This window comes from Mycobacterium sp. ACS4331, assembly GCF_001667265.1.
Taxonomy (GTDB): Bacteria; Actinomycetota; Actinomycetes; order Mycobacteriales; family Mycobacteriaceae; genus Mycobacterium.
The window spans coordinates 83547-104147 of sequence record NZ_LZHW01000010.1; the positions used below are offsets into that span (position 1 = coordinate 83547).

Genomic DNA, 20601 nt, shown 5'->3' on the forward strand with positions numbered 1-20601 from the left:
GACTCTCAGAAGGGTTCTTCGGTGCCGCCGGGATTGCAGCCGGTTTCGATCATCGTGGCGGCGTCCACCTCTGGCCGCCACGGTTCGAGGTTCCAGCTGGTCTTGCCGGGTTGGGCGAATTCCGCCAGCTGCCAGTGGCATAGGAACTGTTCGCGCATGCCGGGCAGGTCCGCGTCGGGAGCCTGGGCCAGCACCTGTTCCCAGGCCGTCTGGCCGATCGACAGCGTGCCCAACTGGGCCGCCTCGGCCCGCGCGGCCGGCGTGGGATACACGCGCAGACTGGAGAGGTCGCCCCATTTGACCCATTCGGTGTGGTCGACGAGCGCGGTGTCGTCGGCGTGGGCGGGGGCGGCGGCCAGGATGGCGGACGCCGCGAGGACGGCCGCGGCAAGCGTGCGTCGCATCGCCGTCAGCGGGACTTTCCCTGGACGTCAAGCAGTTTGGGGCGCACGTCCGCCAGGTACACGCCCGCGGCGCAGGCACAGATGGCCGCGCCGAAGATGCCGCCGAGGAGGAACAACAGCAGGAGAGAGACGCCGAGGATCGCGAGCCACACGGGCTTGGTGAGCTTGTCGACGGCCGTGTAGGCATCGGCGCGCTGCATCGCGGCGTGGACGAACGCGTACAGCCCGAGGCCCGCGGCGGCAATCACGATGACCAACGCGATGACGCCCGTTAGGTTGGCGAGTATCACCTCACCAGCCTAAGCGGGCGTCATCGGTCAGTCGATTCCAGGTGGCGCCAGGCGCCTCCGGGTGAACCTACTTCTGGGTGACCTTCTTGGCCGGAGCCTTCTTGGCCGGAGCCTTCTTGGCGGCGGCCTTCTTGGCCGGAGCCTTCGCGGGAGCCTTCGCGGCGGCCTGCTTGACCGGCTCGGCGGCCTCCTCGGTCTTCTTCGGGAGGTCGACGCCCACGAGCTTGGCGGCGCGTTCACCGACGGCCCGGGTCTGGGTGGCGACGGTGCCCAGGGCATCCTGGGTCAGCTCGACAGCCTGGTCGACGTAGCCCTCGGCACGCTCGGCGACGTCCTCGATGGCAGGCTGGCTGCGCAGGCGCTCGATCGCGGCCTCGCCGCGCTCGACCAGCTTGGTGTAGGTGCTCTGCGCCTGCTCGGCGTAGCCCTCGGCGACCTTGCGCAGTTCGTCGGCGGTGAGCTTGTCGCGCAGTTCGCCGAACTCCTTGGGCAGGTCCTCCTGCAGCTTGGTGAAACGCTCGCGGGTCTCGTCGACGCGGGCGGTCAGCGCGGCACGACGCTCCTCGACGGCGCTGTTCGCGTCCGTCCGGGCCTCGCCGGCCCGCTCACGCAGGGCGGCCACGATCTCGTTCACGGTCGCCAGCGCGAGGTCGGCAGCGCCGACGGCAGCCAGCAGCGGAGCCTTCAGCTCTTCGATGGTCGGGTTCTCGGCCATGATGTTTCCTTTCGATTGAAACTCGGGTCGGGCATTCATTCAGCGGTGGTGGGACATCGATCAGTCAGTGGTCGACTCCTCACCCGCGGCTAGTTCGGCTGGGGCCACCGCCGCTTCGTTCTGTTGCAGGAACGAGTTGTAGATGTCGAGCAGCACCTGCTTCTGACGCTCGGTGATCGCGACGTCGACGACGATGGCGTCCCGCACCGCGTTGCCCTGCCCGGGCTCGAGGATTCCGGCCTGGACGTAGAGCACTTCGGCGGAGACCCGCAGCGCTTTGGCGATCTGGTTGAGCACCTCGGCAGAGGGCTTGCGCAATCCGCGTTCAATCTGGCTCAGGTACGGATTGCTGACACCGGCCTTCTCGGCGAGCTGCCGAACCGAGACCTGCGCGGCTTCGCGCTGGGTCCGGATGAAGCTGCCGATGTCGGAGGCGGCGTTGGTCACCACGGCGGCAAGCTTCTCGTCCTGCGACATGGCACCCCCTCCTCGTACGTGTTGCGACTGTCAGAACCTGACAATTGCCACTGTACACCGGGTGCTAACAATTGCAAGCACTTGCTAGCGCAGGTCAGAATATGATTTGTGCCACAGAGTAGATGACCAGGCCGGCCAGCGAGCCCACCACGGTGCCGTTGATTCGAATGAACTGCAGGTCACGGCCGACGTGCAGTTCGATCCTGCGACTGGCGTCGTCAGCGTCCCAGCGCTCGATGGTTTCGGTGATGATCGAGGTGATCTCGACGCCGTACTGCCCGACCAGATGCTGCGCGCCGCGCACGAGCCAGGCCTCGACCTTGTCGCGCAGTTCGACATCGTCGCGCAGCGACTCACCGATCCGCACCACGGAGTCGGCGATGCGGGTGCGCAGCGTGCTCGACGGATCGTCGACACCGTCGAGAACCAGACGCTTGAGGGTCCTCCATGCCGTCTCGGCGGCCCGGGCGACCTCGTCACGGGCCAGCAGCTGCTCCTTGACGTTCTCGGCCTTGGCTATCGTCGCCGCGTCGTTCTGCAGATCGTCGGCGAACTCGAACAGGAACCGGGTGGCGGACTGGCGCAGTTCGTGGTTGGGATTGCGCCGGACCTTGTCGGTGAAGTCCATCAGCTCGCGGTGGATGCGGTCACCGACGAGTTGATCGACGAATCTCGGCGACCAACTGGGCGAATCCCGAGTGACCACACGTTCGATGGTCTCGCCGGCGTTCAGCGACCACTGGAAGGCGCGGTCGCACAGCAGCTGGATGAGCGCCTCCTGGCGGTTCTCGGCGAGCAGCTGAGCCAGCACGCGCCCCACCGGGGGTCCCCACTGCGGTTCGGCGATGCGGCGCACGATCATCCGGTCGATGATCTGCGCAACGTCATCGTCGTTGAGCAGTTCGACCAGCACCCGCAGCACCGTGGCGGCCTCGCTGGCCACCCGTGCGGCGTGTGCGGGCTCGGCGAGCCATTTGCCGAGCCGGCTGGGCACATCGGCGTCCCGCAGCTTGGTCTCGACCACCTCGGGGGACAGGAAGTTCTCCCGGACGAAGGTCCCCAGACCCTCCCCCAACTGGTCCTTCTTGCGCCGGATGATCGCGGTGTGCGGGATGGGGATTCCGAGCGGGTGTTTGAACAGCGCCGTGACGGCGAACCAGTCCGCGAGCGCACCGACCATGCCCGCCTCGGCCGCGGCCCGCACGTAGCCGACCCAGCCCGGTGCCCCGCCGCCCTTCTGAGCCCACGTGCAGGCCAGGAAGATCACCGTGGCGGCCAGCAGGAAGCCCAGTGCGACGAGCTTCATCCGGCGCAGCGCGCGCCGCCTCTCCTCGTCAGCGACAGGATCGGCCCCCGCGAACGACTCCGCCAGCGAACCCCGCGACTCCGACATCGCGGTCGCGCCCGCCAACAGCGACGGCAGCGCGGATCCGCCGTTCCTTGACCCCGGCAACTCCGGTCGATGTGCCACCTCACCATCATCCGCCATGGTCGAGCCGCGACACCGAGATCGACCGGACCAGTTAATGTGACTGTGAACTCACCGCGTACCGGGTCGGCCCGTATTATGAAGTGCACCTACCGAACGGATCCGCACCACAGTGGCTCAGAGAACCGAACCGGGCGCCGTCCGTGTCGACGGCCGCAAACGGCGCTGGCATCAGCACAAGGTCGACAGACGCAACGAGTTGGTCGACGGCACCCTTGAGGCCATCAGGTCCCGCGGCCGTGACGTGAGCATGGACGAGATAGCGGCCGAGATCGGCGTGTCCAAGACTGTTCTGTACCGCTACTTCGTCGACAAGAACGACCTGACGACGGCCGTGATGATGCGGTTCGCCCAGACCACCCTGATCCCCAACATGGCCGCCGCGCTGTCCACCGATCTGGACGGGTACGACCTGGTTCGCGAGATCATCCGGGTCTACGTCGAGACCGTCGCCGCGGAGCCCGAAATCTATCCGTTTGTCTTCGCAAACAGCTCCGCCAGCAAAAGCAAAGTCATCGCCGACAGCGAACGAATCATCGCCGGAATGCTGGCCGTGATGTTCCGGCGCCGCATGCAGAGAGTCGGCATGGACACCAAGGGTGTCGAGCCGTGGGCGTACATGATCGTCGGTGGCGTGCAGCTGGCCACGCACTCCTGGATGTCGCACCGGCGGATGTCGTCGGATGAGCTGATCGACTACCTGACGATGCTGGCCTGGAACGCGCTGTGCGGCATCGTCGAGGCGGGCGGGTCCCTGGAGCGGTTCAACAGCATGCCCCATCCCCCGCCGGTGCTGCCGCCGCCCATGGTGTGAGCCCGTCCTCTAGGCTGCGGTCGTATGGCCGATCTCCCGTCGCTGTGGACCCACGAGCCACACCGCATCCTGGCGTTCGCTCCCGGCGACAAGGTTTCCGACATCGACACCAACTCAACCCCCGGCTTCCAGGGCAGTAAGGCCGACGCACCGGCGCTGCAGGCCGAACGCAACGCGCGCTTCGCGCAACTGCAGGAGATGCTGTACGCCAACGGCCGCGCCGGCGACACCCGCTCGGTGCTGCTGGTGCTGCAGGGCATGGACACCGCGGGCAAGGGCGGCATCGTCGAGCACGTGGTGGGAGCCGGCAGCCCGATGGGCATCCGGTACACCAGCTTCGGCGTCCCGACCGCCGAGGAACGCGCACACCACTACCTGTGGCGGATCCGCAGGGCGCTGCCGGGCCCCGGCCTGGTCGGGGTCTTCGACCGATCGCACTACGAGGACGTCCTCGTGGTGCGCGTGCACAACCTCGTCCCGCCCGACGTGTGGGGCGCCCGCTATGACGAGATCAACGCGTTCGAGCGCGAACTCACCGAGGCCGGGACCACGATCGTCAAAGTCGCGATGTTCGTCTCTCTCGAGGAGCAGAAGCAGCGCCTCGCCGAGCGGCTGGACCGGCCCGACAAGTACTGGAAGTACAACCCCGGCGACCTCGACGAGCGCGCGCTGTGGCCGGCCTACCAGGAGGCCTATCAGGCCGTGCTGGACAGGACGTCGACCGAATGGGCGCCGTGGCATGTGGTGCCGTGCGATCGCAAGTGGTACAGCCGGCTGGCGGTGACCGAACTGCTGATCGAGGCGTTGAAGTCGTTTGACTTGTCTTGGCCGCCAGCGGATTTCGACGTGGAGGCCGAGAAGAAGAGGCTTGCCGCCTCCTGAAAGCACTTTCGCCGGGTGTCATGGCTGACACCCGGCGAAAGAAAGCGCTGAAGACTACTTGACCAGCGTGAACTGACCCACGTTGGTGATGCCGCGGCGGAAGAAGTCCGCGCACCCGGTCAGATAGTGCATGTAGCGGTTGTAGACCTCTTCGGACTGGATCTCGATGGCCTTGTCGCGGGCGTTCTCGAGGTTCTCGGCCCACATGTCCAGCGTGCGCGCGTAGTGCGGCTGCAGCAGGTGGGTGCGCTCCAGGGTGAAGCCCGAATCCGCGGCCAGCTTCTCGATGTCCTCGACGGCCGGAAGCTGTCCACCGGGGAAGATCTCCTCACCGATGAACTTCATGAACTTCAGGTCGCTGATGGTCAGCTTGATGTTGTTCTCGCGGAAGAACGCCTGGGTGTGCGCCAGGATCGTGTGCAGCAGCATCCGGCCGCCGTCGTCGGGCAGGATGTCGTAAGCGCGCTCGAAGAACAGCGGGTAGCGCTCGGCCTTGAAGGCCTCGAACGCTCCGATCGAGACGATGCGGTCCACCTTGTCGGTGAACTCCTCCCAGCCCTGCAGCCGGATCTCGACGCTGCGCTTGGTGTCGAGTCCGCCCAGGAGCTTGCGGCTGTACTCGCTCTGGTTCTTGCTCAGCGTGATGCCGATGACGTTGACGTCGAACTTCTCCACGGCGCGACGCAGGGCGCCGCCCCAGCCACAACCGACGTCGAGCAGCGTCATGCCCGGTTCGAGGTTCAGTTTGCCCAGCGCCAGATCGAACTTCGCGATCTGGGCCTCCTCGAGGGTCATATCGTCGCGCTCAAAGTAGGCGCAGGTGTACCCCATGGTGGGGTCGAGGAACAGCGCGAAGAACTCGTCCGAGACGTCGTAGATCGACTGCGATTCCTCGTAGTAGGGCGCAAGGTCCGGTTCGACCGATGACATGCTCCGTGACACTCCTTGTTCTAGAAAATGCGCGGGTCTGAGCTAGCAGCTCCGACAACAGGCGGGCGTCTGCCGACACCCACTCCCCGACCCGGACCCGAAAGTCCAACGCACGACAGGCTAACCAACTCGGCGGCTTCACGCCAAAGCGCGTCGACTTTCCGCGACGTCAGTACTTATAGAATCCCTGACCTGATTTCTTGCCCAGCAAACCCGCCTCGACCATCCGCTGCAACAGCGGCGGCGGCCCGTATAGCGGCTCCTTGAACTCGTCGAACATCTTGTCGGCGATCAGCTTGAGGGTGTCCAGTCCGATCAGGTCCGACAGCCGCAGCGGCCCCATCGGATGGGACAGTCCGGCAACCACCGCTTTGTCGATGTCCTCGACGGTGGCGACACCGGCCTCGGCCATCCGGACCGCGGACAGCAGGTAGGGCACCAGCAGTGCGTTGACCACGAAACCGGAGCGGTCCGAGCACCGCACAACCTGCTTGCCCAGGATCTCGCTGGCGAACTTCTCGGTGCGCTCGAGCGCGGTCTCGGCGGTGACGAGAGTCTTGACGAGTTCAACCAGCGGCAGGACCGGAACGGGGTTGAAGAAGTGCAGACCCACGACGCGTTGCGGATTCTTCGTCGCGGCCGCGATCTTCATGATCGGGATGCTGGAGGTGTTCGAGGCCAGCACGGCGTCGGGATCGGTGATCAGCTCATCGAGTTCGGCAAAGATCCTGCCCTTGACCGCCTCGTCCTCGATGACGGCCTCGATCACCAGCTGCCGGTCGGCGAGATCCCTCAACTCCGTCGTGAAGCTCAGGCTCTCCAGCGCACGGTCGCGCTCCTTCTCGGTGATCTTGCCGGAGCTCACGCCCCGCTCAAGGGACTTGACGATCCGGCTGCGACCGGCCGTGACGAGGGCCTCACTGGTCTCGAACACCCGCACGTCCACACCGGCCCGCGCCGTCACCTCGGCGATGCCGGCGCCCATCTGGCCCGCGCCGACGACTCCCACGCGCGTGATCGGTTCTGTACTCACCTGCTGATCTCCCAACCGCTTCGTCTGATGCTGGACAGCATGCAACAGGCCCCGCCCAGACATCTGGGCGGGGCCTGTGCTGCACTTCTCAGTGGAACTGGCCCTCTTCGGTCGAGCCCGCGAGCGCGGTGGTCGACGAGTTGGGGTCCACGGTGGTGGCGATGCGGTCGAAATAACCGGCGCCGACCTCGCGCTGGTGCTTGGTGGCGGTGTAGCCGCGCTCCTCGGCCGCGAACTCGCGCTCCTGCAGGTCGACGTAGGCCTTCATCTGCTCACGGGCGTAGCCGTAGGCCAGGTCGAACATCGAGTAGTTCAGCGCGTGGAAGCCGGCCAGGGTGATGAACTGGAACTTGAAGCCCATCGCACCGAGCTCCTTCTGGAACTTCGCGATGGTCGCGTCGTCCAGGTGCTGCTTCCAGTTGAACGACGGCGAGCAGTTGTAGGCCAGCATCTGGTCGGGGAACTCGCTCTTGACGCCCTCAGCGAACTTCTTGGCCAGCTCGAGATCCGGGGTGCCGGTCTCCATCCAGATCAGGTCCGAGTAGGGCGCGTAGGCCTTGGCGCGGGCGATGCAGGGCTCGAGGCCGTTCTTGATCCGGTAGAAGCCCTCGGAGGTGCGCTCACCGGTGATGAACGGGCGGTCCCGCTCGTCCACGTCGGAGGTGATCAGCGTGGCGGCCTCGGCGTCGGTGCGGGCGATGACGACGGTGGGCACATCGGCGACGTCAGCGGCCAGACGCGCCGAGGTCAGGGTGCGGATGTGCTGCTGGGTCGGGATCAGCACCTTGCCACCGAGGTGGCCGCACTTCTTCTCCGAGGCCAGCTGGTCCTCCCAGTGCGAGCCGGCGACGCCCGCGGCGATCATGGCCTTCTGCAGCTCGTAGACGTTCAGTGCGCCACCGAAACCGGCTTCGCCGTCGGCGACGATGGGCGCCAGCCAGTTCTCCACCGAGCGGTCGCCCTCGACCTTGGCGATCTCGTCGGCGCGCAGCAGCGCGTTGTTGATACGGCGCACGACCTGCGGCACCGAGTTGGCCGGGTAGAGGCTCTGGTCGGGGTAGGTGTGACCGGACAGGTTGGCGTCACCGGCGACCTGCCAGCCCGACAGGTAGATGGCCTTGAGGCCCGCGCGCACCTGCTGGACGGCCATGTTGCCGGTCAGCGCGCCCAGCGCGTTGACGAAGTCCATCTCGTGCAGCTGGTTCCAGAGCACCTCGGCGCCGCGGCGGGCCAGGGTGGCCTCCTCGACGACGGAGCCCTGCAGCGCGACGACGTCGGCCGGCGTGTAGGTGCGGGTGATGCCCTTCCAGCGCGGGTTGTTGTCCCAGTCGTGCTGGATCTGTTCGGGGGACTTCGGGGTGCCAACGGTGGACATGGGCTGCCTCCTCAAGAAGCGTTCAAACGTGCGACTCTGCGTGATTGCAAGTCGCTGAGGCGTTGCCGGGATCGCCGGTTTGTTAACGCCCCAGCGGCTTCACTGGTGTGCTGAACCCACGATGCCACTGTCTATATGCGCAGGTCCACCCGTTTCGATTGCCAACTTTGGCAACGACGAGTGGATTATTTGCAAATCTTGCGAAGATCAGCCGCGCTGAACCGGTTCAGTCGCTACTCATCAGTAACTTCATCGACGCAGGTCACCCCGCCAAAACACAGGACAAACGTACTGTTAAAGCGCGACGAGCGCTGCGACGGCTTTGACGTCGTCTCCGACCACATATGTGAGCGTTCTAACAGTCCGGTCGACGAGCTCGGCACCGAACTTGTCGGTCGACCCGGGCGGATAGGTGTGCAGCAGGATCTCCAGATCGTCGGTCAGCGCCACCGCGGAGTCGTGCTCGATGGTGACCCGCAGCGGAGCCTTCAACAGTTCCGGGGTGGTCGCGAGGAAGTCCTCGACCACGCTCCAGTACACGGCGTTGTTCATGTGGTCGAAGAGGTCGATGTCGGTGACCCGCACCGGGAACCGGCGCACCTGCTCGGCGTCCTCGCGCGAGCCCGCCTTGAGATAGGCCCTCCAGCGCAACCGGTCCACCTCGGTGGTGCGCCGCAGGCCCGCCAGAAAGTCCTCCGAGATGCGCGACGGCCCCTGGGTCTCGCGGCTGAAGTGGATCCAGAACGCCTCAGATTCGATGAGGCCTCCATTCCGCTTCCCCTCCAGGCGCACCCGCATCTCACACCACCGGTTCGACGTTCCCGAACACCAGCGCCGCAGCCGCAGGATCTCCGGCCCGACGACGGGCTCGATCAGGTCGATCATCGTGCGCCGGACGATCCACGCCGGGTGCACGTCCTCATAGCCGAGTTGACGCAGCTGGTCCTGGCCGACGTCCTGGATGTGCCTCGCGGCGCCGTCGAACCGGAGCCTGGCGTCGCGGTCGACGTCGGCCATCCGCAGGGGCCACTCCACGTCGAACACGTCCGGATGCGGGTCCGGCACCGGCATCAGGGTCTTGCCCAGTCCCGTTGTCGTCGCACTGCTGTCAGCCATCGCATTCCCTTCAACCCCGCGTCCTCCACCCTGGGCGCGATCATGCCAAACCAGCCGTTGCGAACCAATGTGGACTGACACAGCCACGTTGCCAATCATGCGAAGCACCCGTTAGCAGCGCGGTACCCTGACCTCGGTGTCCAAGACGTATGTGGGCTCGCGGGTCCGGCAACTCCGCAGCGAACGGGGCTTCAGTCAGGCCGCGCTGGCGCAGATGCTGGAGATCTCGCCCAGCTATCTCAACCAGATCGAACACGACGTTCGGCCGCTGACGGTCGCCGTGCTGCTGCGCATCACCGAGGTCTTCGGCGTCGACGCGACCTTCTTCGCCTCGCAGGACGACACCCGCCTGGTGGCGGAGTTGCGCGAGGTGACGCTGGACCGCGACCTCGGCATCGACCTGGACCTGCCCGAGATCGCCGAGGTGGTCAATGCCCACCCCGACCTGGCCAAGGCCATGGTCAACCTGCACCGTCGCTACCGCCTCACCGCGGCGCAGCTGGCCGTGGCGACCGAGGACCGCTTCAACGACGGCAGCGGAAGTGGGGCCATCACGATGCCGCATGAAGAGGTTCGCGACTTCTTCTACCAACGGCAGAACTACCTGCATGAACTCGACACCGCGGCCGAGGACCTCACCGGCAGGATGCGCCTGCACCGCGGAGACATGGCAGGCGACATCGCGCGGCGGCTTTCGCAGCTGCACGGCGTGCGGATCGTCAAGCGCATCGACCTCGGCGACACCGTACTGCACCGATACGACCCGGAGACCAAGACGCTGGAGATGAGCGCCCACCTGTCGACGGGACAGCAGGTGTTCAAGCTGGCCTCCGAGCTGGCCCACCTGGAGTTCGGCGCCCTCATCGACAGCCTCGTGGAGGAGGGCAAGTTCACCAGCGCCGAGTCACGCACCCTGGCCAGACTCGGACTGGCCAACTACTTCGCGGCCGCGGTCGTGCTGCCCTATCGGCAGTTCCATGAGGTCGCCGAGAACTTCCGCTACGACGTGGAGCGCCTGTCGGCCTTCTACTCGACGAGCTACGAGACCATCTGCCACCGGCTCTCGACGCTGCAGCGGCCGTCGATGCGGGGGGTGCCGTTCTCCTTCGTCCGGGTGGATCGCGCCGGCAACATGTCCAAACGCCAGTCCGCCACGGGTTTCCACTTCTCCTCCACCGGCGGCACCTGTCCCCTGTGGAACGTCTACGAGACGTTCGCCAACCCGGGCAAGATCCTGGTGCAGATCGCGCAGATGCCCGACGGCCGCAGCTACATGTGGGTCGCACGAACCGTCGAACGGCGCGCCGCGCGGTACGGCCAGCCGGGCAAGACCTTTGCGATCGGGCTGGGCTGCGAACTGCGGCACGCCGGACGACTCGTCTACTCGCAGGGACTCGACCTCTCCGGCCAGAACGCCACCCCCATCGGCGCCGGATGCCGGGTCTGCGAGCGCGACAACTGCCCGCAACGGGCGTTCCCCGCACTGGGGCGCGCCCTCGATCTCGACGAGCACCGGTCGACGGTCTCGCCCTATCTGGTCAAGCGGGGTTGACGCACCCGTACCGTGGAGCGCGATGACACTCGAACCCACGCGGGTCCCGGTGACCCGCACGCTGCGTGACGTCGGACCGATCAACTGGGCGATCTGCGCGCTCGGTGCGCGCGGAATCCGTGCGCCGCAGTTCCATCTGTTCAACGCCATGTCGCGGCACAGCCTGCTGTTCTGGAGTTGGCTGCCCTATTCGGGAGTTCTGCTGTACTGGGGGCGGCTGTCGCGGCGCGACGCCGAGGTGGTGATCCTGCGCGTCGGCCACCTGCGCCAGTGCGAATACGAACTGCAGCAGCACCGGCGCCTGGCCCGCTCCCGCGGTCTCGACGCGGACCTGCAGCAGAGGATCTTCGAAGGTCCGGAGGCGGAGGGGTTGTCCGAGAAGGATCGGATCCTGATCCGCGCGACCGACGAGTTCATCCTCGAGCGTGAGGTGTCCGCGCCGACGTGGGCCACGCTCTCGGCTCAGTTCAACCGCCGCCAGTTGATCGAATTCTGTCTGCTGGCAGCACAATACGACGGTCTGGCGGCCACCATGAACACCCTGAAGCTGCCGATGGACTTCCCCGACTGACAGCGGGGTCAGAAGGTCTTCACGCTCTCGGCCGACACGACGAACCCGTGCATCGGCCCACCCGCGGAGCCCACGCAGGCCACCCCGCCGTCCTCGGTCGCCATACAGGTCGCACCGAAGGCGTCGATGCGATGCCCGGTCGGAAGTTCGCGGATGTCGCCGGGATACGCCGGCGTGCTGAACGGCGGACTGCCCGCCTTCCGCGTTCCGGCCACTCCCGGAAGCTGCACGAACACTTCGTCGTCACCACCGGCGACGCCCGGAAGACTTCCGTTGCAACCGATCTCGCCGCCGCTGTACATCGCCATCCGGCAGGTCAGCCCGCCGACGGTGAACACCGGGAAGATGTTCTTGGGGCCGACACCCACGGTGTAGCTGTCGTCGCTGCCGATGAAGTCGTTGGGGTCGGGCACCCCGGCGGGCAGGCCCGGGGTGCGCGGTCCGATGCCGGTGCCGTCGGGCGAGATCGTCATCCACGCCGTCACGGGTGATCCCTTGGTGCACACGGTCTTCGCCCCCTCGCCCACGGCGCACTCGAAGTCGGCGAAGGTGAGCTTGTGGCCGACGGTCAACACGCGCGCGGCCGCACCCGTCGGTTTGACGAAGCCCGGATTCGGCGTCGCACGCAGACCGCGCTGGGGTTGGTCGGCGGCCAGCACGATCTCGTTGACCGCCGGGGGCACGCCGGGCAGGGCGCCGTCACATCCGGCCCTCCCCTGCGCGGGCCGGATGGCACACAGCAGGCCATCAGGCGTCTGGAAGTACACCTCACCACCGTTGGCGGCCGTGTCGAGAAACGGTTCCACCGGAACCGCTTTGTACTCGCGCAGATTCGGCGCCTCCGGCGATGCCGCCGCAGGCACCGCCCCGGCCAGCATGACCAGGGCGGACGCCGCGGTGAGGAGAAGAGTCTTCATCAGAAGTTGATCATGTGTCCGACCAATCCGTGGAAGCACTCCTGCAGTGCCTCCGACAGTGTCGGGTGGGTGTGGACATTGCGGGCCAGTTCGTTGGCGGTCAGATCCCACTTCTGGGCCAGCGTCAGCTCGGGCAGCAGCTCGGAGACGTCGGGGCCGATCAGGTGGCCGCCGAGCAGTTCGCCGTACTTCTTGTCGGCGATCAGTTTGACGAAACCGGTGGGGTCAGCCAGACCGTGCGCCTTGCCGTTGGCGGTGAACGGGAACTTCGCGACGACGATGTCGTAACCCTCTTCTTTGGCCTGCTGTTCGGTGAGACCGAAGCTGGCGACCTGGGGCTGACAGAACGTCGCGCGCGGCATCATCCGGTAGTCGCCGAGCGCCAGGGTGTCGGCGCCGCCGATGGTCTCGGCCGCGACCACGCCCATCGCCTCGGCGACGTGGGCGAGCATCAACTTCCCGGTGACGTCACCGATGGCGTAGATGTGCGGCACGTTGGTGCGCATGTAGTCGTCGATGCCGATCGCCCTGCGGTCGGTCAACTGCACGCCCGTGTTCTCCAGGCCGAAACCTTCGATGTTGGGCGCAAACCCGATGGCCTGCAGCACCTTGTCGGCCTTGAGTTCGTCGGTCTTGCCGTCCTTGCTGACCGCGACGGTGACCGTCGACCCGTCATCGGTGATCTTCTCGACCTTGGTCCCGGTCAGGATCTTCACGCCGAGCTTCTTGTACTGCTTCTCGATCTCCTTGGACACCTCGGCGTCCTCGTTGGGCAGTGCCCGCGGCAGGAATTCGACGATCGTGACGTCGACGCCGTAGTTCTTCAGGACGTAGGCGAACTCCATACCGATTGCGCCGGCCCCGGCGATGATGATCGACCCCGGAAGCTCACGCGAGAGGATCTGGCTTTCGTAGGTGACGACGTTCTCGCTCAACGACGTACCCGGCACCAGGCGCGTGCTGCTGCCGGTCGCGATGATGGCGTTGGAGAAGGTGACTGTCTCGGTGCCGCCCTCGTTGAGATCGACGACGAGGGTGTTGGCGTCGGAGAACTTGCCGTACCCGTGCAGTTCGGTGATCTTGTTCTTCTTCATCAGGAAGTGCACGCCGGCGACCCGGCCGTCGGCGACCTTGCGGCTGCGGTCGAACGCCGCGCCGTAGTCGAACGTCGCCTCACCGCTGATGCCGAAGGTCTTGGCCTCCTTGGTGAAGATGTGAGCCAGTTCGGCGTTGCGCAGAAGCGCCTTGGAGGGGATGCACCCCACGTTGAGGCACACGCCGCCCCAGTACTTCGGTTCGACGATCGCGGTGTTCAAGCCAAGCTGAGCGGCGCGAATCGCCGCAACGTATCCACCAGGTCCAGCTCCGAGCACAACAACGTCATAGTGAGTCACGGCGACCAGCCTAGTGGTGCGGTCCACGCTGCGCGGACGGATCCTGGTCGCAGGCGGTCAGGGGGTGAGCCAGCCGAAGACGTACATGCCGTAGAGCGCCGCGGCCGCGGCCCCCGACGCGAACGGCGCGGTCAGCACCGCAATCGAGGCCATGGCCAGCCGGGGCTTCTGCTCTGCGGTCGACAACAGCAGCGCGGCCACCACACACGCGATGACGTACACGAGCACTGAGAAGTCCGGCCACGTCTTGTCCACCGCGTGGAACCACCAGTAGTAGAAGCCCAGCCCGGCTGCCCCAGCCACAGCCCACACACCCGCTGTGACCAGCAGGAACTTCCACCATTTCACGTACAGATACTGGCCGGGCACCACCGCGGGCGGCACCGGCACAGGAATCGGCTCAGAGACCTCGGGCAGGTCCTGCGGCCCGGAATCGACGGCTTCCGGCCCGGGTTGTTCGGCGACGAGCACGTCGCCACCGCCGAGCGGTGCCGGATGCGGACCGGTGTCGAAGATCGGCGCGTGATGCGGCTCGGTCAGCGGCAGCGACTCGGTGTCGAACGGGGTGAACCACGGTGATCTGGACTCAGCCACCATGCACCACCTGAATCAGGACAAGCGCCGCGAACCAGCCCGGCGCGATCGCCGCGACGAACGCGCCGACTGCGGTCACCCACCGCCGGCCCGACGTCAGGATCAGCGCCATCCCCAGGATCGTGGGGGCTCCGAGTACGACGGCGATCGCCGCGTCCGGGCGGACCGAGGCGTGCACCAACAGCGTCACGGCGACGCCGAGCACCACGCCGACGGCCGCGCCGATCAGCGTCGCGGCGCTCAGTTGCCAAGCCCTCGGAAGGGGTATCACTCCTGCACCGTACGACGCTGCGCGCCGAGGACTTCACGCCCACGCGTGCCGTGGCCGGACAGTTACCGATTCGGTATCGGACAGGCGTCAGCGGCGTGGGCCACCACGTCTCCACGCGGCCCGGGCGGTCGCACCCCCTGCTCGAACTGCGCGCCGGTAATCGCAGGCAGATGCTCCAACTGCGCGGTCTCGTCGGCCGTGAACGCCCGCCCCCGGGACAGGAATCGCACCCCGTCGGGGGCCTCCAAGCTGAAGCCGCTGCCCCGGCCGGCCACCAGATCGATCACCAGTTGGGTGTGCTTCCACACGTCGAACTGGGGTCCGGAGATCCACACCGGCACGCCCTCGGGCTGCGGTTCGCAGGTCACGTCGAGCAGGCCGAGAAGCACGTCGCGGTCGCCGACCACGAAGTCCCCGTCGGGGTAGCACATGGGTGAGGATCCGTCGCAGCAGCCGCCGGACTGGTGGAACATCACCGGCCCGGTGCGCTGCTGCAGCTGTGCCAACTGTTCGGCGGCGGCCCGGGTCAGGCGCACACGAGGGGGGACCTCCATGCGCATCACAGTACTGCCGCGGCCACAATGGCGGGATGCCCGAGCGAAGTGGTGTTGACCCGTACCTGTGGCTGGAGGACATCGACGGCGAGGCCGCCCTCGACTGGGTGCGCGCGCACAACGACCCCACCCTCGCCGAACTGTGCGACGACGAATTCGAGCGGATGCGCACCGAGGCACTGGAGGTCCTCGACACCGACAGCCGCATCCCCTACGTGCGGCGCCGCGGTGAGCACCTGTACAACTTCTGGCGCGACGCGGCGAATCCGCGCGGTGTCTGGCGCCGCACGACGCTGGAGCAGTACCGCACCGACTCGCCGGAGTGGGACGTGTTGATCGACGTCGACGCGCTGGCCGCGGCCGACGACACCAACTGGGTGTGGGCCGGAGCCGACGTGATCGAGCCCGATCTGACCCGCGCGTTGATCAGCCTCTCGCGCGGCGGGTCCGACGCCGCGGTGGTGCGTGAATTCGACATGGTCACACGCGAGTTCGTCGACGGCGGATTCGAGGTCGCCGAGGCCAAGACCAACATCACCTGGGCCGACCCCGACACCGTGCTGATCGGCACCGACTTCGGCGAGGGGTCCCTGACCGACTCGGGGTATCCGCGCCTGGTGAAGCGGTGGCGGCGCGGGCAGGCGCTGGCCGACGCCGAGACGCTGTTCTCCGGTTCGCCGCAGGACGTCATCGTCGCCGCGGCGGTCGACCGCACGCCGGGCTTCGAACGCACCTTCATCCGCCGGGCCGTCGACTTCTTCAACGATGAGGTCTACGAGCTGCGGGCCGACGAGCTGATCCGGATCGACGCACCCACCGACGCGTCGGTCTCGGTGCACCGGGACCAGCTGCTGATCGAACTGCGCAGTCCGTGGTTCGTCGGCACCGACGAACACCCGGCCGGCGCGCTGTTGGCCGCCGACTACAACGAGTTCATCTCCGGGACAACGCAGTTGACGACGGTGTTCGAACCGGATGCGCACACCGCGCTGCTGCACTACGCCTGGACGCGGGACCGGCTGGTCCTGGTGACCCTGGCCGACGTCGCCAGCCGCGTCGAGGTGGTCACGCCGGGTTCGTGGACCCGCACGCCCGTCCCGGGAATCCCGGACAACACCAACACCGTCATCGTCGCCACCGACCCGGACGGCGACGAGGTGTTTCTGGACTCCAGTGGATTCGACACACCGTCACGCCTGCTGTGCGGCCCCGCGGACGGACCACTCGAGGTCGTCAAGGCGGCGCCGTCATTCTTCGACGCCGAGGACATCAGCGTCACACAGCATTTCGCCACCTCAGCGGACGGGACCGCGATCCCCTACTTCGTGGTCGGCCCGCGGGACGCCACCGGGCCACGGCCCACCCTGCTGGGCGGATACGGCGGTTTCGAGGTCGCCCGCACCCCGGGGTACGACGGGGTGCTGGGCCGCCTCTGGCTCTCGCGCGGTGGCACGTACGTGCTGGCCAACATTCGCGGCGGCGGCGAGTACGGCCCGCAGTGGCACACCCAGGCGATGCGCGAGAACCGCCACAAGGTGTACGAGGACTTCGCCGCTGTCGCAGCGGATCTCGTCACGCGCGGAATCACCACCGTCGGGCAGTTGGGCGCGCAGGGCGGCAGCAACGGCGGCCTGCTGATGGGCGTCATGCTGACGCAGTACCCCGAGCAGTTCGGCGCGCTGGTGTGCCAGGTGCCCCTGCTGGACATGAAGCGCTTTCATCTGCTGCTGGCCGGAGCCTCCTGGGTCGCCGAGTACGGGAACCCCGACGAGCCTGCGGACTGGGAGTTCATGTCGAAGTACTCGCCCTACCAGAACATCTCGTCCGACAAGCACTACCCGGCGCTGCTGATGACCACATCCACGCGCGATGACCGCGTACATCCCGGGCATGCCCGCAAGATGACGGCCGCCTTGGAGGCCGCCGGGCACCGCGTGCGGTACTACGAGAACATCGAGGGCGGGCACGCCGGCGCGGCCGACAACGCGCAGACCGCGTTCAAGTCGGCGCTGAGCTACTCCTTCCTGCATCGCGTGCTCACCTCGGGTGAATAGACAGATCCCGCCCCGTCAGTAGGGTTCACCTCGGTACGTTCTCGCACCGAGGGGGTGACACATGCAGGTCCACACCGGGCAGATGCGGACGGGGGCTCAGCACTCCTACGCCGCGGCCGGATTCGCCGACGAGGGCGCGACAGCGCTGACGAGATCGCGCGTGACCGGCGGGATGTTCGGCGATTTCGCGGGCGCTCAGGCGTTCGGCGCGTCCGTGGCGGGAGCGCACACCCGGCACGGCGAGCAACTGCGCCGGCAGGAGAGGCGCTTGGGTGTCCTGGGCGATAAGACACACGTCATCGCGTCGTCGTTCGACGAGATGGAACGGCGCAACCGTGCAGTTCTGGAACAGGTTCGGTCGCAGCTGTGGTCCAATACCCAGCCCTGACCCACATCAGCGTCCCCGAGCTGGTCACCGCCGCTGGTGACCCGTGGGCGCTGGACGCCACCCTGCGTGCCGGTGATCCCGGCCAGATCGCTGAATTGGCGCGCGCGTTCCGGGCCACCACCGACTGCCTCGTCGAGACCGAGACCGAGTTCGTCGCGGCCGCGGAGCGCTTCCACCGGTCCTGGAACCGCGAGAACGGCGAGTTCCCCATCAACGATTCGGCCGAGCTGCGGCGGGTCGCGCTGAGTCTGCGGATACAGAAGGACGAACTGCCCGCCATCGCAACCACGCTGCAGAAGATCGCCGCGGATCTGGCTGAGGCGCAGCGTATGTCGGACCTGAAGATCGACAAGCTCAATGGTCAGCTCGGGTATCTGGACATGCTGATCGGCGACGCGTTGTCGCGCGACGGCGATGCCGATGTGTCCGCGTATGAGGACCGAGCCATCGAGAACACCAGCAGCACCTGCGATTCCATCCAAGGACACCGTGACGCCTATGGCAGCCGGTTGCAGCGGGCCGAGGCGACGCTGCGGCTCGAGCACGGGTACGACCCGGCCGCGATCGAGGACGTCGACGGCGACGCGGAGGCGGGCCCCGGACAGCGCGGCCGCACTGCCGAGCAGTTCTACGAGGCCAACCAGCGCGCCACGGATGAGGCGCTGGTCAACACGCCCGGCGAGATGACGCCGGAGAAGGCCGACGCCGCGGCCCGGTTGCGGGACTTCGACACCGTCACCGACCCCGCGGCCGACTCCGAGGCGCGGCGCGTGGCCGGGGAGCGCCTCGACGATTTCCGGATGGCCAACTTCGTCGGGCCGCTGCCGGTCGATCCGCTCACCGGTGCGGATGCCCGGGTCCGGGCGCGCAACCGCCTCGACATGCAGGCCCAGCTCGAGCAGGGCCTGGTCCGGTTACCCGACGGCAGCCGGTACCCGGTTGCGCCCATGACACCCGATCAGGCCACCGAGTTCATGAACGTCGCTGAACGCGACGCCCGGGCGGCGGTGGTGATCGAGACCCGCAACGGGCTGGTTGCTGCCGGGATGTCCGGTGACGGGGCCAACCAGGTGGTATTGGACCTCATGACGCCCGGGGGGCTGACAGCCACAGGAACGGACGCCTACACCAAGGGCATCACGCCCGGCGTTCACGGTACGCCGAGGTTTCTCACACCCGACGACGCCAAGGTCCTGTCACGAATTGCTGGGACGGCCAGCGTGGGCCTGACCGGATACCAGGCGTGGAGCGCGGTCCAGGATTACCGAGCGGGCGGCAGCGCCGAAGATCTCGGTCGCGAGCTGGGCAGGTCTGTCGGCGGAGTCACTGCGGGCTGGGGTACCACAGTGGCGGCCGGGTCATTCTTCGGACCGGTTGGAACGGCCGTCGCCGCGGTGGGCGCCACCATCCTGTTCGGTGGCATCGGGGATTGGGACGGCCTCGCCGGAATGGGCGGAGCCTGGGTGGGTCGACAGTTCGACAATCCGTGACAATGCGACAGAACATCACGAGGGGGAGGTGGTTCGGGTGACGGCAGAAGACGTGTTCATGACGCTGTTCGGGCTGGGATTGGCACTTGCGAGCGTGTCGGCGTTCTTCCCGCTGTTTCCGTCGAGGACCCTGTCCCCAGATGTCATCATGCGGCGCCTGTTCTGGACCGGCGCGGGGATCGCGGTGGTGTTCTCTTTCCTCGTCATCTGGCCGGCGTGGCAGTTCGGCCTGTTCGTCTGCGGGTGCGTGGGCCTGCTCCTGCTGATGACCGCAGTTCGGTACACCAGCCACCTCAGATTCCGCGGCAGGATCTTCGCGATGCCGGAGAACCGCGGCCCTGACCGCCCTCCGTCGCGGCGCCAAAGGCCTGAGCTGTGAACGGACTCGTGACCCCGACGATCCACCGTCACGCGCACCCAGGGACTGAATCAGTTGGGCGTGCGCACCGTCCGACCGATACCACCCAGCAGAGCGAACATCACGCCCAGGACCACCAGCGCTCCCCCGGCCGCCAGCGTGATGTTGAGCCACTGATGCATGCTGTCGGTGACGTGCCGCAGGAGGGCGTCGGCGATCTGACGGATGTCCCCGCTGGTGCCGGACAGCGCCGAATCGACGCGCCGGCGCCCGACCTCCAGGCCCGCCCAGCCGGCGGCCCCGACCAGCAGGCCCGACACCCCGAGTGCGGCCAGGCCCCTGCCCTTTGAGCGCGCTGATGCCAACGTGAGCAGCGCGCACACCCCGGCGAGCACCGCCGAGCCGACGCTGACCCACGGTGCCCACGTCGCGACCGGCCGAAGTTGGCCTGGCCGAACAGAATCCGGTGCGTTCTGGGTGAGCGGCACCGGAAGGCTCTGCGGCACTGAAATGTTGAACCGCTGCAGGGTTTCAGTGAACTGCGAGTCCTGCAGCATGGGCGCCACGTCGATCACCCAGCGCCCCTGCGGGTCGGTGTCCGACGACACCGTGTCGGTGAACATCCAGCGGTGGGCCAACCGATTGGCCTGTGCGAACTGTCCGGGGAAGGCCGAACTCGCGGTGTAGGTCGACGCGACCAGTGAGATGGCGCGCTCGTTACCCGTGTACCCGAGGTTCACCACCTGGGTGGTCAGTTCGTTCGCGACGGCACGTTGCAGCATCGGGTCGGCGGCCGCCTGCTCGGTGAACGCCGCATACCCATCGAGATCGATGAGGTTCTTCTGCGCCCACGCCGACGGCAGCGCCACGGCGAGCGCTGCCGTGGCCACCAGCCACAACAACGCCGTCAGCACAACACGCATCGGGCGTCCC

Annotated in this window: 23 protein-coding genes; 8 read left to right on the top strand and 15 right to left on the bottom strand. The window is 67.0% G+C overall.

All coding sequences use genetic code 11. The features are described from left to right. Nucleotides 1–5 precede the first annotated feature (5 nt). The 5 genes from A5727_RS03080 to A5727_RS03100 form a co-directional block, all read right to left on the bottom strand. Entirely contained in the window at nt 6–404 is a 399-nt protein-coding gene (locus A5727_RS03080; RefSeq protein ID WP_068244265.1) for a DUF2599 domain-containing protein, read from the bottom strand. A 5-nt stretch (nt 405–409) separates the two neighbouring features. Further along, a complete protein-coding gene (locus tag A5727_RS03085) occupies nt 410–694 on the bottom strand; it encodes a DUF2516 family protein (RefSeq protein WP_068244269.1) in 285 nt (94 codons plus the stop codon). 67 nt (nt 695–761) lie between these two features. After that, nucleotides 762–1409: a heparin-binding hemagglutinin gene (locus tag A5727_RS03090; RefSeq protein ID WP_068244272.1), complete on the bottom strand. Its 648-nt coding sequence runs from the start codon at nt 1407–1409 to the stop codon at nt 762–764. A 60-nt stretch (nt 1410–1469) separates the two neighbouring features. Beyond that, on the bottom strand, nt 1470–1886 hold the full coding sequence (locus A5727_RS03095) for a helix-turn-helix domain-containing protein (protein ID WP_068244275.1): 417 nt from the start codon (nt 1884–1886) through the stop codon (nt 1470–1472). Nucleotides 1887–1980: 94 nt separating this feature from the next. After that, complete coding sequence (locus tag A5727_RS03100; protein WP_068244386.1) at nt 1981–3279, bottom strand: DUF445 domain-containing protein; 1299 nt, start codon at nt 3277–3279, stop codon at nt 1981–1983. A gap of 208 nt (nt 3280–3487) precedes the next feature. Between A5727_RS03100 and A5727_RS03105 the strand changes: the two genes are divergently transcribed. Both A5727_RS03105 and A5727_RS03110 read left to right on the top strand, forming a co-directional pair. After that, a complete protein-coding gene (locus A5727_RS03105) occupies nt 3488–4189 on the top strand; it encodes a TetR/AcrR family transcriptional regulator (RefSeq protein WP_068244278.1) in 702 nt (233 codons plus the stop codon). Between the two features lie 24 nt (nt 4190–4213). Beyond that, entirely contained in the window at nt 4214–5071 is an 858-nt protein-coding gene (locus A5727_RS03110; RefSeq protein WP_068244281.1) for a polyphosphate kinase 2 family protein, read from the top strand. A gap of 54 nt (nt 5072–5125) precedes the next feature. Here A5727_RS03110 and A5727_RS03115 read toward each other — a convergent pair whose 3' ends face one another. From A5727_RS03115 to A5727_RS03130, 4 genes are all read right to left on the bottom strand, one after another. Then, the gene (locus A5727_RS03115) at nt 5126–6001 is read right to left on the bottom strand and encodes a cyclopropane mycolic acid synthase family methyltransferase (RefSeq protein WP_068244284.1); all 876 of its coding nucleotides are present in this window, start codon (nt 5999–6001) and stop codon (nt 5126–5128) included. 169 nt (nt 6002–6170) lie between these two features. Continuing rightward, a complete protein-coding gene (locus tag A5727_RS03120) occupies nt 6171–7034 on the bottom strand; it encodes a 3-hydroxybutyryl-CoA dehydrogenase (RefSeq protein WP_286150013.1) in 864 nt (287 codons plus the stop codon). Between the two features lie 88 nt (nt 7035–7122). Further along, the gene (gene aceA, locus A5727_RS03125) at nt 7123–8409 is read right to left on the bottom strand and encodes an isocitrate lyase (RefSeq protein ID WP_068244287.1); all 1287 of its coding nucleotides are present in this window, start codon (nt 8407–8409) and stop codon (nt 7123–7125) included. Between the two features lie 294 nt (nt 8410–8703). Then, the gene (locus A5727_RS03130; RefSeq protein ID WP_068244290.1) at nt 8704–9525 is read right to left on the bottom strand and encodes an acyl-[acyl-carrier-protein] thioesterase; all 822 of its coding nucleotides are present in this window, start codon (nt 9523–9525) and stop codon (nt 8704–8706) included. Nucleotides 9526–9661: 136 nt separating this feature from the next. Here A5727_RS03130 and ramB point away from each other — a divergent pair, with 136 nt between their 5' ends. Then, nucleotides 9662–11077 carry an acetate metabolism transcriptional regulator RamB gene (gene ramB, locus A5727_RS03135; RefSeq protein ID WP_068244293.1) on the top strand — a complete coding sequence of 472 codons (1416 nt, stop codon included), beginning with the start codon at nt 9662–9664 and terminating at the stop codon, nt 11075–11077. 22 nt (nt 11078–11099) lie between these two features. Further along, nucleotides 11100–11648 (top strand): carboxymuconolactone decarboxylase family protein, encoded by a 549-nt coding sequence (locus A5727_RS03140; RefSeq protein WP_068244297.1) that lies wholly within the window; start codon nt 11100–11102, stop codon nt 11646–11648. A gap of 8 nt (nt 11649–11656) precedes the next feature. Here the strand turns inward: A5727_RS03140 and A5727_RS03145 are convergent, their stop codons facing one another. The 5 genes from A5727_RS03145 to A5727_RS03165 all read right to left on the bottom strand — a co-directional run bounded on the left by A5727_RS03145 (nt 11657) and on the right by A5727_RS03165 (nt 15378). Continuing rightward, complete coding sequence (locus A5727_RS03145) at nt 11657–12565, bottom strand: hypothetical protein (RefSeq protein ID WP_068244300.1); 909 nt, start codon at nt 12563–12565, stop codon at nt 11657–11659. Continuing rightward, nucleotides 12565–13959, bottom strand: a complete 1395-nt coding sequence (lpdA, locus tag A5727_RS03150) for a dihydrolipoyl dehydrogenase (protein ID WP_068244302.1) — start codon at nt 13957–13959, stop codon at nt 12565–12567. The genes A5727_RS03145 and lpdA overlap by 1 nt, the downstream gene beginning before the upstream one ends. A gap of 57 nt (nt 13960–14016) precedes the next feature. Further along, on the bottom strand, nt 14017–14553 hold the full coding sequence (locus tag A5727_RS03155) for a hypothetical protein (protein ID WP_231991935.1): 537 nt from the start codon (nt 14551–14553) through the stop codon (nt 14017–14019). Further along, nucleotides 14546–14824 (bottom strand): putative holin, encoded by a 279-nt coding sequence (locus A5727_RS03160; protein ID WP_068244308.1) that lies wholly within the window; start codon nt 14822–14824, stop codon nt 14546–14548. Before A5727_RS03160 ends, A5727_RS03155 begins: the two co-directional genes overlap by 8 nt. 62 nt (nt 14825–14886) lie before the next feature. After that, nucleotides 14887–15378 carry a DUF779 domain-containing protein gene (locus A5727_RS03165; protein WP_068244311.1) on the bottom strand — a complete coding sequence of 164 codons (492 nt, stop codon included), beginning with the start codon at nt 15376–15378 and terminating at the stop codon, nt 14887–14889. Between the two features lie 35 nt (nt 15379–15413). Between A5727_RS03165 and A5727_RS03170 the strand changes: the two genes are divergently transcribed. From A5727_RS03170 to A5727_RS03185, 4 genes are all read left to right on the top strand, one after another. Then, nucleotides 15414–17432 carry a prolyl oligopeptidase family serine peptidase gene (locus tag A5727_RS03170; RefSeq protein WP_068244314.1) on the top strand — a complete coding sequence of 673 codons (2019 nt, stop codon included), beginning with the start codon at nt 15414–15416 and terminating at the stop codon, nt 17430–17432. Nucleotides 17433–17493: 61 nt separating this feature from the next. Then, on the top strand, nt 17494–17820 hold the full coding sequence (locus A5727_RS03175) for a DUF2563 family protein (protein WP_068244317.1): 327 nt from the start codon (nt 17494–17496) through the stop codon (nt 17818–17820). Beyond that, nucleotides 17799–19310 carry a putative alpha/beta hydrolase gene (locus A5727_RS03180; protein ID WP_068244320.1) on the top strand — a complete coding sequence of 504 codons (1512 nt, stop codon included), beginning with the start codon at nt 17799–17801 and terminating at the stop codon, nt 19308–19310. Before A5727_RS03175 ends, A5727_RS03180 begins: the two co-directional genes overlap by 22 nt. A gap of 37 nt (nt 19311–19347) precedes the next feature. Then, the gene (locus A5727_RS03185; protein ID WP_068244323.1) at nt 19348–19689 is read left to right on the top strand and encodes a hypothetical protein; all 342 of its coding nucleotides are present in this window, start codon (nt 19348–19350) and stop codon (nt 19687–19689) included. Nucleotides 19690–19739: 50 nt separating this feature from the next. Here the strand turns inward: A5727_RS03185 and A5727_RS03190 are convergent, their stop codons facing one another. Then, nucleotides 19740–20591: a hypothetical protein gene (locus A5727_RS03190; RefSeq protein WP_068244326.1), complete on the bottom strand. Its 852-nt coding sequence runs from the start codon at nt 20589–20591 to the stop codon at nt 19740–19742. Nucleotides 20592–20601 lie beyond the last annotated feature (10 nt).